Genomic DNA, 16,209 nt, shown 5'->3' with positions numbered 1-16,209 from the left:
AAGGAATCCGGAGATGATCGACGATCTTCGCACTGCCGCATTGCGCCGCTATCACGACCTGTTCGACCCGAACCAATACAACGCGATCAGCGAGATGCTCGTGTCGAACCTGTACACCGAACCGGACGACAGCCGCATCTCGGACGGCATGGTCGCGCTGCAGGACGCCTGCCTCGAACTGGCCGGGCATCCCGATCTGACAGGCGCGTGCCACCGGCTGGCGGTGTTCTGCGGACAGAACGCGCTCTCGTTCTACACGGTCGATGCCATGCGGGACTTCCTGCACCGGTTCGACACCGGAGACGACCTGCGGATCGCGGACTTCGACGGCACGGCGCGGGCGATGCTGCGTGCCTACAGCGGTCTCGACGATCTGAAGTCTGCCACGGCGTACGCCAACGGAGTCCATTGTTGGCAGGGGCGTGCCGCGTATGCGCTGCTGGATGCCGTGGAACAGCTCACCGTTGCGGCAGTGCAGCTGCTCCAGCATGGCGACGAGGCTAACATCCGCGAGAAACTGCAACGTGGAATCCGGCAGATCACCGGCGCGTTGTACGAAGGCGTGCGGCACAGCGGAAACCCGTCGCAGTACGTCTTCCGCGGCGCCTACTTTCCGAATGAGGGCGATGCGCCGACACCGCCCCCGTCACCGCATCCCTAGACGGTGCGATTCGCCCGGCCGAGTGTATCGCCTACGCGGTCCACGTGAGCCGCGTTGTCCTCGAAAGCCACCGTGCCGGTGCTCCACGCCGGACGGCGCTCCGCGCGCCACAGCCTGCGCTCTTCCGGATTCGCCGCAAGCCGGCCGTGTCCCATCCCCGAATCGCATCAGCACCACCCGCGCGCCTGATCAGCCAAAACGACAACAACGCCAGCTCCCACCTCGTACGGATCGCCTGACGACCGTCACGCTGCATCGCCGGCAGCCATGATCTCTTCGCTGCCGGCTGTCCTTCCACACAGCCAACACCTGCCGATGGGTCTCTGACCATCCTAGCAGGCGTGCCGACCGTCAAAATCCTGCGGATTTCGCTTTCCCTGTTTTTGTCTGGCTGGCGCCGTTTCACTCAACAAAACAGGGAGCGCCCTGCGGGGTGACGGCCCGGCTGATCCGCCTGCTGTTGTGCTGGTCAGACATCGGCACGAGGCCGATGGATGAGACAGCGCAAACGCGCAAAGGAGCACCATCATGGGTACCAGCATCAATTCGCAGGTGACGGGGTTCGTCGGCAGTGATCCGCAGGTGCGCGACGTGGGTGAGCAGCGCGTGGCGTCGTTCTCGGTGGCGGTCAGCCGCAAGAACCGCGCCGGCGAGAAGCTGACGCTGTGGGTTCGGGTGAACTGCTGGAACAAGCTCGCCGACATCGCGACGCAGTACGTCCGCAAAGGTTCACTGGTGCAGGTAAGCGCGGAGTGGCTGCGGCCGTCGGCGTGGACCGACCAGAGCGGCACGGCGCAGGCCAGTGTCGATGTGGACGCCACGCGACTGGTCCTGCTGGACCGCGCAGAGAACGGCGATGCCGGCTCGGACGCCGGCGACGACAGCAACATCCCGTTCTAGGTCCGCAGCGGGACGAACGCAGGGCGGTGCCGCGATGCATCGCCCTTTTCGTGTTGTCACGGCGTGCGCTTGGCGTCACCGACGGGTTTGTGCTTGCTGCCGATCCAGCCAGGGTGAATCTCAGCGACGTTGCCGACGCACACTTCGCGCGCGGTTGAGAACACCTGCAGTGCCGCAACCATGTACGGACCGTGTTTGCGGCACTGGCTGTCAATGGAGGTGTCGTCATGCAGAGCTGCGGCGTCCGGTCAACGAGGTTTGTTGGTGAAGTGGTAGGCTATGAGTTCGACGGCGGCCATGGCGCCGCTTGACAGCAGCGCCGCATCGCTGGCGCGATGCCACCGCTCCCGCCGCAATGCAGCCGTCGTAGGCAGGCGCATTGGAGGCTGCCGAGATTGCCGTCAGCGAGGCTGGCGGATCGGCGGGATCGACAGGTTTACAGAGTCAAGGGTTGTTTTTCGGGATGTGTCAAAAGGTCGGTCGCGGTCAAAGGGCCCGGTGACCAGGCAGCATAAACCGGTCGGCTCGGGATCCACGAAGCGCGACGAGGTGGTCGGTAAGGCGCGTTCGGATCGGCCTGCGCTATGCGGCAGACCGAGCCCGTGGCTTCGACTGGGCGTACTTGACCCGGTTGGCGGCGTGTACGCCTTCGTCGTACGCTTCGCGGCGCTGCCAGAGGGTCCAGACGATCTTCATCCACCGATTGGCCAGAGCGCGATAGGCCCGCGCGCGGTTGTGCCCACGGGACACCTGCGCGTCCAGATACGCCCGAGACCACGCACTGTGGCGGACACTCTGCCGGGCGAAGTCGTCCGCAGCCTTGCGCAGCGGGTGGGAGCACGCACGGCGAAACTCGACGGCCAGCGACTTCCCGCTGCGCCGGGTGATCGGTGCGGTGCCCGCAATCGCTTGCAGCGTCTGCGCCGTCGGAAAGCGGGTGCGGTCGTCGCCCACCCACGCCAGCATACGTGCCGAGGTCAACCCGCCGTGCGCCCCGGGCAGGTGGCGCCACCACGCCGCCTCCGGGTGGGTCTCGAACACGACGGCGATGTCCTTTTCGAGCTGGTGGATGGTGCGATGGATCTGTCGCAGCAGCGGCACCAACACCTGGACCTGAGCCACGTAGCCGTCCGCGATCGTCGCGCACGGCATCGGGGCACGCAGCGTTGCCAGCAGCTGCGGTATGCGGTCGTAGCGATAGTAGTGATTCTTCTTGAGGAACCGCTTGAGCGCGTGAGGGGTCAGACCGCGTGCCGCTTCGAGCGTGGGAAAGTGTTCCAGGAACGCCAGCGTGATGAGATGTTCGACACGGCTGAAGAGCTGGAGTGCACTGGGAAAGTATTGCAGCAGGACATAGCGCAGACGGTTTCCCAGCCGGCGCTGTTCGGCGAGGGTGTTGTCGAGGGCGCGTACCAGTTCGCGCAAGTGCAGCACCGTGGGCGTGGAGCGGGACAACAACCGGCAGTCCGGATCCTGCAGGCGCAGCAGATACGCCAGCAGATAGGCATCCGATAGGTCGGACTTCGAACGGCGCGGACGGCGACGTGCGACGACAATGGCCGGGGTGATATGCAGCGCCCAACCGCGCGCCATGATCCAGTCCACCAGCAGTCCGTCCGAGCGTTCGATATTCAGCTGAACGTTGGAAAGACCGTACCTCAAGACCATGCGCTCCAGCCGCTGAAAGCCGGCCAATGACTGTGTAATGCTGAACTGCGTGACGACCTTGCCCCGGGAATCCAGGACGCAGATGTCATGCTTCTCGTTGGCCCAATCGATACCGAAGAAGAACATTGGGAACCTCCTAGCCCAATTCAGGACGGGAACCCCATCGCCACGCACGTATGCAGGTTAAGGCGCTCGCGGCGCAACAGGTTTACGACCGCGTGGAGATGCCCGCACCGTCGAACTGTCGACCGAAGTCCTGGCAGGACGGCAAGCTAAGGGTTCTGGCGATGCGGGTGGCTCAAGGGCAAGTATGCCAGTTGCCCTCGAGCCTGGCACACACACGTGCGGAGGGCGCGCGACTCGTGACCTGCAGGGTGCCAACGCTCGTGTAGGCTGGAGGTCGGTTAGCCTAAGGTGCCAGCGGGTGGATGTGTAACACGTCGCTTCGACCCGTGCTCCTACCGGTCACTGGGCTCCCGCACCACCTTAGGCTAACCCGCCAGCTAAAAGCTGGCCACCTCAGGCGCCGGTGGGGGCTACCGTGCGCCTCTACGTGGCGCACCCACATCGCGCCTTGCGGTGCGATGTGGCATGTGGGCGGGAGCGTCCCCGCCCACCGAACGCACCGGTGTGCGTTCGCGCCTGTCGGCGGTTTGTGGGCTGTGTAGCCGGTGTGCTCTATCTGCGTGTGTAACCACCCCGTCTTTGCTACCAATCAGAAGTGGAGTCTGGCATCGCCAATGCGGCGCACCGCGCAGGGGATAGCCCGCCGTGTGCGTCGTGCGGACGATCATGATCATATCGGGCGCTCTTCTCGTCGGTCAGCTGACGTGCCCGAGTGCCATGCGCACGCCCAGCTCGGAGGCACGGCGCGGCAAGAGGCGTATGGTCACGACCCGGTTGGGAAGCCCGCACGCCGGTCGGTTCGAATCAAGCCAGCCACACGGTCACCGTTCCGTCGATACTTCCCACGATGAGACTGCTTCCGTCCGGCGACCATTGCAATGCTGTAATTTGACTTGGATGAAAGAACCCAAGCAATTGCTCTTGGTTGCCCACGTTCCAAACGGCTACCTTATGGTCACGGCCACCGCTAGCGAACACTGGTAGGTCTGGATGCCACGCGATGGCACTAACGCTGGAAGAATGGCCCGCAATTTCCGTGATTAGGCTTTCTTTCTCGGTATCCCAAATATGCAGTCTGCCGTCATGAGTACCGAAGCAAATACGTCGCTTGTTTGGTTGCCATTTCATCGTGCTCACTATCTGTAGGGACGGTGGTAGGTGTTGTGCGATAGATGAACCATCCGTGCCTGAGATTTGCAGCGTCAATGACCCAATAGTTTCCCTACTCATGCTGATACTCGCGAACATCGACGAATCGGCGCTCCAAGCGCCCATAAACGCCGTAGTTTCGAACTTTACGACCTCACCTGTGGATGCAGAGATCATCACAGCGCAACTAGGCGCTGCTGAGGAATGTAGGAAACCTACGATCTTGGAGTCGTCGGGGCTCCAATCCAGACCATGAAGTGTCCCTTCGAACTTGATGCTCATTAGGGCGACGTTCGAATCTGTTGCGAAGACGTCTATGGACCCGTAGTATCCTCCGACCGCATACCGCTCGCCGTTATTACTCCACTTCGCAGTACTTAGCGGTTCCCGGTGCGCAAGCGAACGGACTTGAAACGTTCGTCCGTCTGCTTCGAGGATAACGTACCGGCCAAATTCAAATCCTAGTAGCAGGAGGCCCCTTGACGTATGCCGACTCACAGACGATAGACCCTCCAGCCGTGTAAGGCTGTCTTCGGGCTGTACTACTGTTTCCGCTCCCGCCGTTGTATCCCACAACCAGATTCCATTTCCTTCCATTGAACCTAGAAGCCGTGTGCCGTCGGGCGACCAATTCAATGACCTGATGGATTGACTACCGCTAGGCAAAACCTGCTGTACGTGATTGCTCACTACGTCCCATAACACGACTGAGCCGTCTTTGTTGGCAACGGCAACACGTGATAAGTGAGGGTGAACGACCAGCACATGGCACGGTGAAGCAAGCGCGGCCCGTGTTACACCAGTTGTTGCGTGCCAGGCGGTAACAACGCCCTGTTGATTGACTCCGACGATATGGTTTCTATCCGCCATCCAACAGGCGAATCGAATGCCGTCGTCATCAAATTCGGGAGTCTGAATCGGCGCATTGTTGATGACATCCCAGAGTCTCACCCGCCCATCTTCGGTTACGTACAACAGCAGGCCCTGCTCGGCAGCAACGTCGAAATGTATCACACCGGAGAACTCCGGTGCCTCCGGTTCGTAGGGGTTTTCCTTTCCCTCGACACTCCAGATCCTAACAGTGTTGTCGTAGCCGAAACTGGCTAAATGCCTCTCTCCAATCCAGCGCAGATCCATTGCATACTGAATGTGTTGCCCTGTGAGTCGAAGCAGTTCATCGCCAGTAGTTGCATCCCAGACAAGAATTTCATCATCGGCCAATGCCGCGGCCAGTTTCGTACCGTCTTGGCTCCACACAACCGCTGAAGCAAACGTGTCCGGATGACTGTAGAACAGTAGGGTTGGTTCGTTTCTTGCCAGATCCCACAGAACCACTCTTTGTTCAACAACTGCTGAATCGGTTCTGTCGGTCGTCATCACTTGAGAAAAGACAAGGCTATTGTTATCGAGGCTCCAAGCCATCGAACGAACACCCTCTATATAGCCCTGAAGAAAACCAAGCAGCAGGAAGTCTCTGGAGTAGAAGGCAATACCCCCGGTTACGGTCGAAATGGCAACCTTTTGACTGTCACTGCTCCACTTGATTCTTGAAGCGTTTGGCAGCATTCCGATCGTCGTTTCAAGTCGCATGATTTCGAGTGTCCCTATGCTTGGCGTCGGCGTATGCCAGATTTCTTCAGAATTGCACCGGATCTGGTCGAGGCTACCAACCCCTGCCACTCAGGTCGCACTTGATCGACAACTGACACTTTCATCTAGCCACCGCCGACGACTGATGCTGCGCCTCCGCCGATGATTATCAGTTCATCTATGGGTGTAAACACGATAACGGCACCCGCAATACAGATTGCGCCGACGATCCCTATGCCAAGGAGGACGTCCTCAAACTTTAGGCTGATTGCTGCGGCCGCATCTTGTTCTGGTTGTTCGTATATGCCGGGAAATGGTATGACGTTGGCTGGCGGATGGGCTGTTCCCGCGCGTGCATCTGACACATCCTTAGGAATGCTTCGGATTTGCGTGCCGGGATAGCTGCGTGCATCGGGCTCTTGTTGGTCTTGTTTCCAGTAGACAATGAGTCCGGGTTCGGTTTGTCCAGCATACCACCGCGTAGTCGTTGGGATTACCGCTCCGACATAGATCTTGCTCGGAAAAGTTGTACCCTTTCGCCAGTTGTAGGTACTCCAGTTATACTTGAAACCATCACGGAATGGGTGTGGATATGCCGAAGATGTATACCTGCCGCGACGGGATGGATCTGCAACCACTCCTTGCGTGAAATTCTCGATCCAGTCGATCTGCTCTCGCCCTTGACTTCTCGCATTCGCATTGTTCGGCTTGATTTCCCATACTTCGACTGAATGAACTAGATCGTCGGCTCTAAGCAGATCAACTGGACGGGCGGTCTGAGTGCCTTCATACTTGTTTACAACATACTCTGCATGAAATAGCTCATTCAAGCCCGGTGCTTCCGACAACATTAACTGAATGGCGTGACTAATGTAATTGTCGGTACGATATTGTCCGGCATATTCGTCTGGGCGAGGTATCCCAGCGACTCCCCACCAGTATCTGCCCGTTGGATCTATTCGGCTGGAAACGTTCCCTTCTACCCACGAATACCCATTCAGGCTCTGAGCGCGATTCATCGTGCCCTCAAACGGATCCAGCCGAGTCCACACGCCTTGTGCCGGCGCATAGTACCGCGCGCGGTGATACTGCAGCGCGTTCGCGTCGCGCATCTCGCCCGTGAAGCGGAACGGCTGCTCGAACGTCCCGACGACATCCGCCGGCACGCCGTACGGCTCGTATCCGCCGGATGCGTCGACGATGAACGAATCGCGCACCTCGCTGCGTACGCTGTTCAGGCCGTCCGGCAGCAGGCTGGTCCAGAATTCGATCGTGCTGGATGCCATGCGCATCCCGCCCGGCGCGTGGACGTAGTGCTGAATGTCCGGCAGCGGAAAACCGGTGGTCGCAATGGCTCGGATCACCTGCACGAGGCCGGGCTGTACATCGAGCAGGTAGCGTGTAGTGAATGGACTGGCCTTCGGTCCGGTGCGCTGTTCAACCCGATTGCCTAGCCCGTCGTATTGATACGAGATTCCGCCTCCATCCAGCATCCGGTTGGCGCGGTCCCATGTATATACGTTCGTGCCGTCGTGCGTCATGTTGCCGTTGGCGTCGTAGGTCACGCCGCCGCTGCTGATTTGATTCAGTTTGTTGAACGTCCGCGCCGTGCCGTTGTTGTCGGTGAGGTTGCCGGCGACATCGTAACCGTAGGCGAACGTCTGCGCCGGTGTCGAGGCAGTATTCTCCCCTGGATAATAGTCAGCGCCCAGCACGCGCGACACGGCATCGTACGTGTAGGAGAGGGTCTGAAGCGTGTACTCGGCGTCCACCGACAGCTGCTTGAACCGCATCACGTGGCCGGACGATGACGAGCTTTGTCGGCGCGGTTTTTGACGTGCAGCGTAAACGGTCCGTCGTTCGACAGGGGGATCGGGATCACACGCTCGCCGGCGTTGGCGGCGTAGCCGTTGAAGCTCTGCCAAAGCGACCCGCCGATGTACACGTCGTACAAGCCGTGATCCGGCCCTTCGCCCATCGTCAGTTCGACGTTTTCATTCCCCGCGAACGTTAAGCGGAACGAGGCATACGGCTGCGCGGTGACGTGGAAGCCGCCCGCGGTCGTCCAGTCGCCGTAGTAGTACACCGCGTCGTCGCTCTGGTCGATGATGGTCGTGCCGCTGCCCGGATGCCGCTGCGCTTCGAACGCCTGCGTCCGGTTGCCGCGCGCGTCCACTTCGTAACCGAACTGCGCCAACAGCCGCGCGCCGGCGTCATGTCGCAGCAGGCGGAGTCGTCCCCCGGCGTCGTACTGGTACAACGACCGCAGACCATTGGCGCGTCGTGTCAGCACGTGACGCCCCATCGCGTCATAGCGGAATCGAGTGGTCTGATCGGACCAGTCTGTCAGGCTTCGCATTTGCCCGCGCGCGTCGAAGGTATAGTCGACCGTCTTGCTGCCAGGCATCGCTAGCTGTGTACGTCGTCCGCTGACGTCATACGCATATCCGACCGTTTCGTCGACAGTGCTGTCCCCGTCGGTGTCGAAGCTGGCTGTAATCAGTCGCTGCGCACCATCATAGCTATATAGCGTCTCGCGCACTGTGCCGCTGATGCCCGTCTCGGTCATGCGGACACGGTTGCCGCGGATGTCATGCGCGAAGGTGACGTCAGGTGTCGCCCTGAGGTCGTCATAGCCGATCGTCAGCGGGCGGCCTAGGCGGTCGAAGTCGCGCACGATCTCGGTGCCGTTCGGTTGGACGGTAATCGTCCGCGTTTGGCCGGTCACGTCGCCTGGTGCATCAAGATCGACGTAGCGCATTTGCATGACCATATTCTCGTCGCCGTTCGGGCCGTGGCTGATCGCGGTGGTATCGCTTGCGCCACGTTCCCAGCGGTCGTTGGCCACGCTCCATACCCAGTCTGCCGGATCGGTTGTCCCCTGCGGCACATAGTTCATCACACGGACGATCCGCCGACCGAGCGCGTCGTAGCGATAGGCAGTCGTCGCGCCGCCCGGGTTGCGCACCTCAATCGGCCGGCCTGCGATGTCGTTGCGCATCGCAACGATGACGTTGGTGTCGTTGAGGTCGCCGTGTACAATCGGGTCGCCGTCTTCGTTCTCCCAGTGATCCGTCACCCACTCCCACGCCGCCGGATCTGTCTGAATCGGCGCCCACGCGACGTCGTTATCACTCGACTCGTTGACCGTAACTCGCCGTTGATTCGTCCCGTCAGCGTTCATCACGTAGAGCTGCCGTTCAGGCAGGCCGTCACGGCGCGAGTAGAACATGATCTGTCGCCCATCGGGCGACCACGTCGGATTGACGTTTGCCTGGGCGGTAAATGTGAGCTGCGTGACATCGGTACCATCATGCCGCATTACGTAGATCTGGAAAAGGTTCTCGACGGTCCTCGAGTCAAACGCAATTCTTGTGCCGTCAGGCGACCACACGGGGTTGCGATTCTTGTTGCCGTCCGCTACGAGCAGAGCAAAACCGCTTCCATTGCTATTGACAACAGCGATGTCCGACTCGAGCGCCGCGTCGGTATGATTTAGTTCGAACACAACCTTGTTGTTCGCCCATGACCAATTCGGATGGTAGATGTCCCGGTTGGCCGGCGGTTCCCAAAGAACCTGCTTGTTGCCGCCGTCGCTGTCCATAACCTTCAGCACGTAGCTGGAAACGTTGTAGCCCTTACACACAATCTTCGTCGAGTCCGCGGACCACGCTGGATACAGGTGATCGGCGTCAGTGTCGGTAATTGCCGTCAAGGCTGCACCGTCGCTGTCCATCGTGTAGATCATAAGGTGCCCAGAGGTAGTTCTCCGAAAGAATGCGATCTTGGTCCCGTCACGAGACCATGCAGCGGCCTCGTTTACAACGCCATCGCTGGTGAGACGTACGACATTCGTGCCGTCGCGATTCATGGTGAAGATGTCGGATTCCGCCGCGTTGGTTCGATCGCGGTTAGATGAGAAGGCAATCCGCATCCGTTGATCATAGTAGTTCTGAACAACTTTTGTTGTCCGTCGCTGCCGATCGTGTACGTACCGCGTCGATACAGCGAGCGGGTCAAGTTGTTGGACCAACGACGAGTCAAGGTCGTAAAAACTCGTAGTTGAGTCTCCGGCCGGGTTTGACTGTCGGTAGACGCGACCGAGTTCATCGAGTACGATCCGCGTAATCAGATTCTGGTCGTTGTCAATTCCATGCAGCTCCGGATCGAAGACGTAATTGCCGGCAGTGTCTCGTTCGTCAGGCGATACGCCATTATCGATCCAGTTGTCGATGCGGCGCAGCGTGCGGCCTGCTTTGTCGAAGCACGCATAGCTGGTTGTCGCCAAACCGGTCTCGGCTGCTGTGGTGACGTTGCGCTGCCGCCCGGCGCGATCATATGTGAAGGCGGTCGATGTTCCGCTCGCGTCGCGCGTCAGGACCACCCGACCCGCCTTGTCGTAGTGCGTATCGCTAATGAGGTTGACGTCGTTGTCCGTGCCGTGACTCACCAGCGTCGAACCGCTGTCCGCGGCATACCAGCCCCACACACCGCCTTCTGTGCGCCACACCCAATCCTTTGGATCGGTCGCACCCTGCACGACGTAACTGGTCACAATTCGGACTTGGCGTCCAAGCTCGTCATAGATCCGAACCGTGGCGTGACCAGCGACGTCACGCGTAAAGACAACACGTCCAAGCAGGTCGAACTCCTCGGTCGCAGATATGATGTTCTGATCGTTATCCGCGCCGTGGCTCACTTCCGTATCGTTGTCGTCACTGAGCCGCCACGCATATTCGGTTTCAGCAGCGTCCAGTCGCCAAATCCACGCTACGGGTGGTGTTGTCTGCGGTATGTAGTTGGCAATTGTCTTGACTTGACGTCCCTGTTTGTCGTAGACGCTAAATGCGGCAACTCCACGATTGTCCCGGATTAGCTCCGGGCGGCCCTGCGCATCATAATGTGTCTGCGTGATTAAGTTCTGGTCTTCTCGGTCGCCATGATCGACGAGATCAGTGGTTTCGTCGCTCAGGCGCCATGCCCATTTGCTGGATTCCTCCCGCCATTCCCAAGAATGCGGCTCCGTTGACTGCTCGACGTAGTTCCGAATTGTCTTGGATGTTCGCCCCAGTTCATCATAAACCGTTCTGGTAACGAGACCCTCGGCATTACGGACCTCAAAGGGTCGCCCGTCCCCGTCATAAGACGTCTCGATGATCAGGTTTTGGTCGTTGTCATCGCCGAACGAGACCTTCATATTGCTAGTAGCGCTGAGTCTCCAGGCGCCCTCGCCGCTTACGATGCGCCACTGCCATTCATCAGGGACGGTGATCTGTTCGGCGTAGTTGGTGATGGACTTTGTCTGACGTCCAAGTCCATCATATACGAATCTCGTAACACGGCCCAATATGTCGCGCGTTTCGAGGACTCTCCCTGCACCGTCGTAGATCGTCTCGGTAACGAGGTTTTGATCGGCAATGCCGATCATGGTGCCAAGCGAGTTGTGTTCTACTGGATAATATGTCGTCTGAATTGGGTCAAAGAGGTACATCCAACGCCCGTCTTGCCAATGCCAGTCGCTGGGATCTACAACATTGCCATCGGCGCCTGTCTGCGAATGGTAATTTGAGATCGACCGGATCAATCGACCCTGAACATCATAGACGGTTCGCGTAATCCGCCCCATCTCGTCCTTTGTTTCCAGCACCCGTCCCATTAGGTCGTAGGATGTTTCGGTGACGAGGTCCAGGTCTGGAGCGCTGTTGAACACGTAGCTGGCAAGCTGCCGATCCGCCAGGATCTCGTACGCCGGCGCGCTCGCGCTCGAGACCACCAAATGAGGTCGATTCAAGGCATCATACGTGGTGAGCGTCGTACGCGAGACGTCAGGGAAATCCGGATTCGATGTACTCTTGACGACGTTTCCAACAGCATTGTGCTGGCTAAACTGAATGATATCCTGATCGGCCCTTGAGTTCAGAGCGATGCCTTCTCCAGGGTACATTTCAAGCGTCGGGTCGCCCCCATTGAAGCGGTTGTTGAAAGCCGGCTGGCTGGCATTCAACACGGACCGTATCAATCGCCCGGCACGATCGTAACCAGACAAAGCAACTTTGCCGGCTACGTCGCGCTGCAAGCGAGTGAGTCCAAGCTCGTTGTAAACGGTCTGCGAAACGATATTCCGGTCCTTGTTCGGTCCGTGGTCGATAACCTTGGCTGGATCGGAGCCGTCAATCCATTTGTCGCCGTCCCATGCCCAAGTGTATGGCTCTGTGTACGTACGTACGCCGGGAGATACTTCGGGATTCTCGTAGTTCGAGATCGAAAGCCGGGGCCGATCAAGCGAGTCCAGAACGGTATAGTTCGTAATAGCGAAGTCCGAACCTGCATTTGTCGTGACGAGGTACTGACGGCCGAGTTCGTCATGCGCGAACGTTGTCACCCTATTTTCGTTGGGCTTTTCGGCGTCGTACAGATTTGCAGCTTCCTGGGCATCGCTCGGTGCGGGATCGGCACCTGGCGAATAATTGCAGATCGTTGCAACAACATTGCCTGCGGTATCGTACACTGTGTACGTAACGTCACAGTTGCCAAAGACGCTGCCTTTGTGAACCAGCGTTGTTCGTCCTGCGTGATCGTACTCATACGTCGTCCAATTGTTATTGGTGACACCATCCGGATCGACGTGAGTGAGCTTCTCGAGCATGCCCCAGAACAATGTTGTGACGTAATACTCACGTGTCAATTCGCGAGAGACCTTAAGAGTATCTACGTCGATCGATCGTTCCTCAACCGTGCGCCAAGCGTAGTCGTAGCGGTACTCCTGCCAGCTATAGATCGCATCCAGTTCAACCAGATGGACCGAGTCGACATAGAATTCCGCGCTGCCGCCCTCAGCGGTAAATGCCACATTTAGTGAGGACACTGAAGTCGTTGCGGTATACAGAGTCCGGATGGTTTGCCAGACGCCAAGGGTAGCCGCGGTAGAAACGCCAACGCCACCAACACCGAGAACCTGCATGGTTACTTCACCAGAAACGACGAAGATTCGAGCAGACAAGAGATACTTCTTCTCTGCGGTAATTGAGAATTCTTCTGCGCTCTTGATACCGTAACCGGTTGCTGCCACGACATGACGCGAATGCCCGCCGGTGTCGGCGCCGGGCCGCCTCTCATTCATGGTTGGCTCATGGCCGCCAATACCCCGCCAATCCGGTATCGCTGGCGTATCCGAGCGCTCGAAGAAACGATCGTTCAATAACTCTCGTCCATCTTCGATGAGTGACACTGCATCAAGGTAGAATTCGCCGCTGACTGAAGCGATTGCCTGTACGACACGATCAGTTAGATTGGTATTTGCGACGAATGAGACAGATAGTTCTTCCCAGGCATTGCTTCCTACCGAGTTAAGTTCTAGCGCCGGTACTCCCGGAACCTGCAGCGTCACAGCACACGAAGCGACAGGGAATACGCGCGCCGATAAGACGTACGTCCGGCCATCAACAAAGTCCCACGCGTTACTCTCGATACCATCACCGCTCGAATCTGCAACTACTCTGCGGAAGTACCCAGCTGTAACGTCCAGACTTAGTTCGTTAGTTGTAGACGAATCGATCTTTGTCCAATCAGCGACATTATCCATGTCACCTTTGACATCGATTGAGACTTGTTCGTTTGAGACAAGTACAAGGGTCGGTTGCCGCAGATCATCGTCATACAAGTAGTGGGTTCTTCGTCCGTCCGCATCGCTGAGTCGGACAAACCTAGAATCTTCGTTGAAATCGCCTTGTTCGTCGCGTTCATAGTCAAACGACGTGATAGCACCGGCTGGGTTGATCACATCGGTAAGGAACTCGCCGTCGTCATTCCAGCCGAGCCAAGTCATATTGCCGTATGCATCGGCCTGGCTACCGGGTCTGAAAACGCCGGTTGGTTCCAATCGCCCCGTATTCGCGTTTTCCTCTGCGACTATCGTGTTCTCCAGGAGGCCGCGCTTGAAAGAATGTGTGCGAATCGAGGTAGCAACCGTCTCCGTCGTCTCATGTCCTTCTTCGGAGAATTCGAACTCCGTTTCAACGAGTTCATCGTCGTCGCCGCGCCTTTGCACGATGCTAGTCACTGCACCGGAGTCCACGAAATAGTTCAACCGTTCTAGGTCAACGACGCCATTTCCCTGGGTCTGGATCGGCGGCGAGCGACGCGCCGTCATAAAGTTTAGCGGTGTAGGGTCGCTTCCGGTTTCGCCGGACTTTGAGCCAAAGTAGTCATATGTCCAGGTATTGTTTAGCAGATCGGTTACGGACGACAAGAGGGCTTTGGGATTGGATACGGGCGCGCCGTTCTCCATTTCCGGCGTGTAGTCGTAGGCGACGATGCCGACCGACACGCCTTCGTTTATTGCCTCGACTGTATTAAGTTGACCTTCCTTGTAACTCGTGCCCCCATAATAGAAGAACACTAACTTTCGCCCCCAATCATCTTGAACTGAGGTCAGGCGAGCGTTGACATCGTATGTATAGGTCCATCGATTTCCATTAGGCCACGTCCGAGACACAAGTCTGTAGCGACTGTTCGGGTTTCCGCTGTCAATGATCTCAAAACGAAACTTACTCTTGTCGGCGGCTTTGAGTACTGCCATTGTGTACGAGGGTGAACCGCTGAATGTGAGGCGCGTGTTGGAACCGGCAGCTCCCTCGAACTTTCCGGTTGAACTTGTTTCATACAATCTGATTCGGCCGCCAGTTTGAAGGTCGACATCTACAGAGTTTGGTGAACCTATAGAAATCGGCTCAACAAAACCGACATGATTGTGAGTCCAGCCCAATCCCATGAATTGCAGTTCGTCTTGCAAGCTTTGACGGTAGGTCCGAGTGAACTCGATTGCCGTTAGGGGTGACTCCAATTTTATGTCGGTCTGTACCCAGCGCTTTTCGCCGCGAATCAGGCTAATTGGATTCTTCGAGGTCGCTTGATCGGTCGTTGCATAACTTATGTTGGCAAGTCCAGGTCGGCATTCAGCCAGGTTGGAATGGATTGCGGTTTCACTCGTTAGAAACGGCTCGTAGATTACTCCCTCTTCTGATACTGAATCTCGGGGATATGTATTTACATAGCCAATTGAGGGGCCAAGCGCGGCACCCCACCAATTGTTGGTGGCATCAACCTCGGTGCCCGAAGCAGCACCGAATTGAATACCTGGACCACCGCCATTTCCGTAGAATTGATTGAAGTGAAGTGCAACTTCGGAACCGCTGGCATTGTAAAAGCAACCGCCTGTAATATCCACAACCGTCCGGTTCTCGGTGAAGTCGCTGCCTGTTACCAGAAGTGTCGTATCGGTGCAATGTATCGCTCCACCGGCGGTGAGGGCGTAGTTTTGGCTAAAACGTGATTGACGAATAGTTACATCCCCTCCGTAAGTACCTACAGCACCTCCATTCCCGTATATTAGGCTTACTATAGTACGGTTATTCTCAAACATACAATTTGTCAGATCGAGGTTGCCATTATCATTATGTATGGCTCCACCTTTTACTGCTTGATTATTTCTGAACGCGCTTCCCTGTACGATTAGGGAGCCTTCATTGTTGGCAATTGCACCGCCGAATGAGTCAGGGGTACCACTAATCGCCGGTGTCAACCTGGTAAGTACTATGTTATCGACAAAGTCACAATACTTGATGTGAACCGTTCCTTTGTTGAAAAGGGCACCACCATGATGTATGAAAAGAGGACTTGCAGTTCCTCCGATCGTGCCATTCTGAAATTTTAGTTGAATAAGCTCAAGCCATCCCCCAGTTTCGACTTCGAAGAATCGAAAGAATGGCGTACCTGCGATTTCGCGCCGCACTAAGCTAGCGCCGCGTCCGACGATTCGGATAATCTTCTGACTTGAGATTATTGGAAAGCCGTTCCAACCCTCCAAGAATGCGGGTGCATTGAGTTCGTACTTCATGCCGGGCAATAACTCGATTACATGCATTACATTGTCAGGTGCACCTTGGATTAGGGATCTCAGTTCTTCGACGCTATGTGCTGTGTACGGCATGACTCTTTCCTCAAGACTATGCCCAAGCTTTGCGAGTACTTGATGGAGTGAAACCCGATTAATCTACGTGAGGTCTAGTGAAGCCTCCTGTGCCAAGAAAGAAAGGTCACATGAGGCAGCATATACT

At 57.4% G+C, this 16,209-nt stretch carries 7 protein-coding genes; 2 read left to right on the top strand and 5 right to left on the bottom strand.

Annotation, left to right across the window (positions count from 1 at the left end; all coding sequences use genetic code 11):
* The first annotated feature begins 13 nt into the window (after positions 1 to 13).
* Complete coding sequence (locus tag IPM16_00175) at positions 14 to 661, top strand: hypothetical protein (GenBank protein MBK9121522.1); 648 nt, start codon at positions 14 to 16, stop codon at positions 659 to 661.
* On the opposite strand, the gene IPM16_00170 is transcribed toward IPM16_00175, so the two are convergent.
* Entirely contained in the window at positions 658 to 816 is a 159-nt protein-coding gene (locus tag IPM16_00170) for a hypothetical protein (GenBank protein ID MBK9121521.1), read from the bottom strand. The two genes, IPM16_00175 and IPM16_00170, sit on opposite strands and share 4 nt — an antisense overlap.
* Positions 817 to 1,189: 373 nt before the next feature.
* On the opposite strand from IPM16_00170, the gene IPM16_00165 reads away from it, so the two are divergent.
* Positions 1,190 to 1,561, top strand: coding sequence for a single-stranded DNA-binding protein (locus IPM16_00165; GenBank protein MBK9121520.1), 372 nt, complete (start codon positions 1,190 to 1,192; stop codon positions 1,559 to 1,561).
* Positions 1,562 to 2,143: 582 nt separating this feature from the next.
* Here the strand turns inward: IPM16_00165 and IPM16_00160 are convergent.
* The 4 genes from IPM16_00160 to IPM16_00145 form a co-directional block, all read right to left on the bottom strand.
* Positions 2,144 to 3,355, bottom strand: coding sequence for a transposase (locus IPM16_00160; GenBank protein MBK9121519.1), 1,212 nt, complete (start codon positions 3,353 to 3,355; stop codon positions 2,144 to 2,146).
* An 804-nt stretch (positions 3,356 to 4,159) separates the two neighbouring features.
* On the bottom strand, positions 4,160 to 6,094 hold the full coding sequence (locus IPM16_00155; GenBank protein ID MBK9121518.1) for a hypothetical protein: 1,935 nt from the start codon (positions 6,092 to 6,094) through the stop codon (positions 4,160 to 4,162).
* A gap of 125 nt (positions 6,095 to 6,219) precedes the next feature.
* Positions 6,220 to 7,887, bottom strand: a complete 1,668-nt coding sequence (locus IPM16_00150; protein ID MBK9121517.1) for an RHS repeat-associated core domain-containing protein — start codon at positions 7,885 to 7,887, stop codon at positions 6,220 to 6,222.
* The gene (locus tag IPM16_00145; protein ID MBK9121516.1) at positions 7,887 to 16,082 is read right to left on the bottom strand and encodes a PD40 domain-containing protein; all 8,196 of its coding nucleotides are present in this window, start codon (positions 16,080 to 16,082) and stop codon (positions 7,887 to 7,889) included. The genes IPM16_00150 and IPM16_00145 overlap by 1 nt, the downstream gene beginning before the upstream one ends.
* Positions 16,083 to 16,209 lie beyond the last annotated feature (127 nt).

The organism is Candidatus Flexicrinis affinis (assembly GCA_016716525.1).
Lineage (GTDB): Bacteria > Chloroflexota > Anaerolineae > Aggregatilineales > Phototrophicaceae > Flexicrinis > Flexicrinis affinis.
Note: the sequence above shows the minus strand (reverse complement) of the source record. Positions and strands in the feature narration are given on the sequence as shown.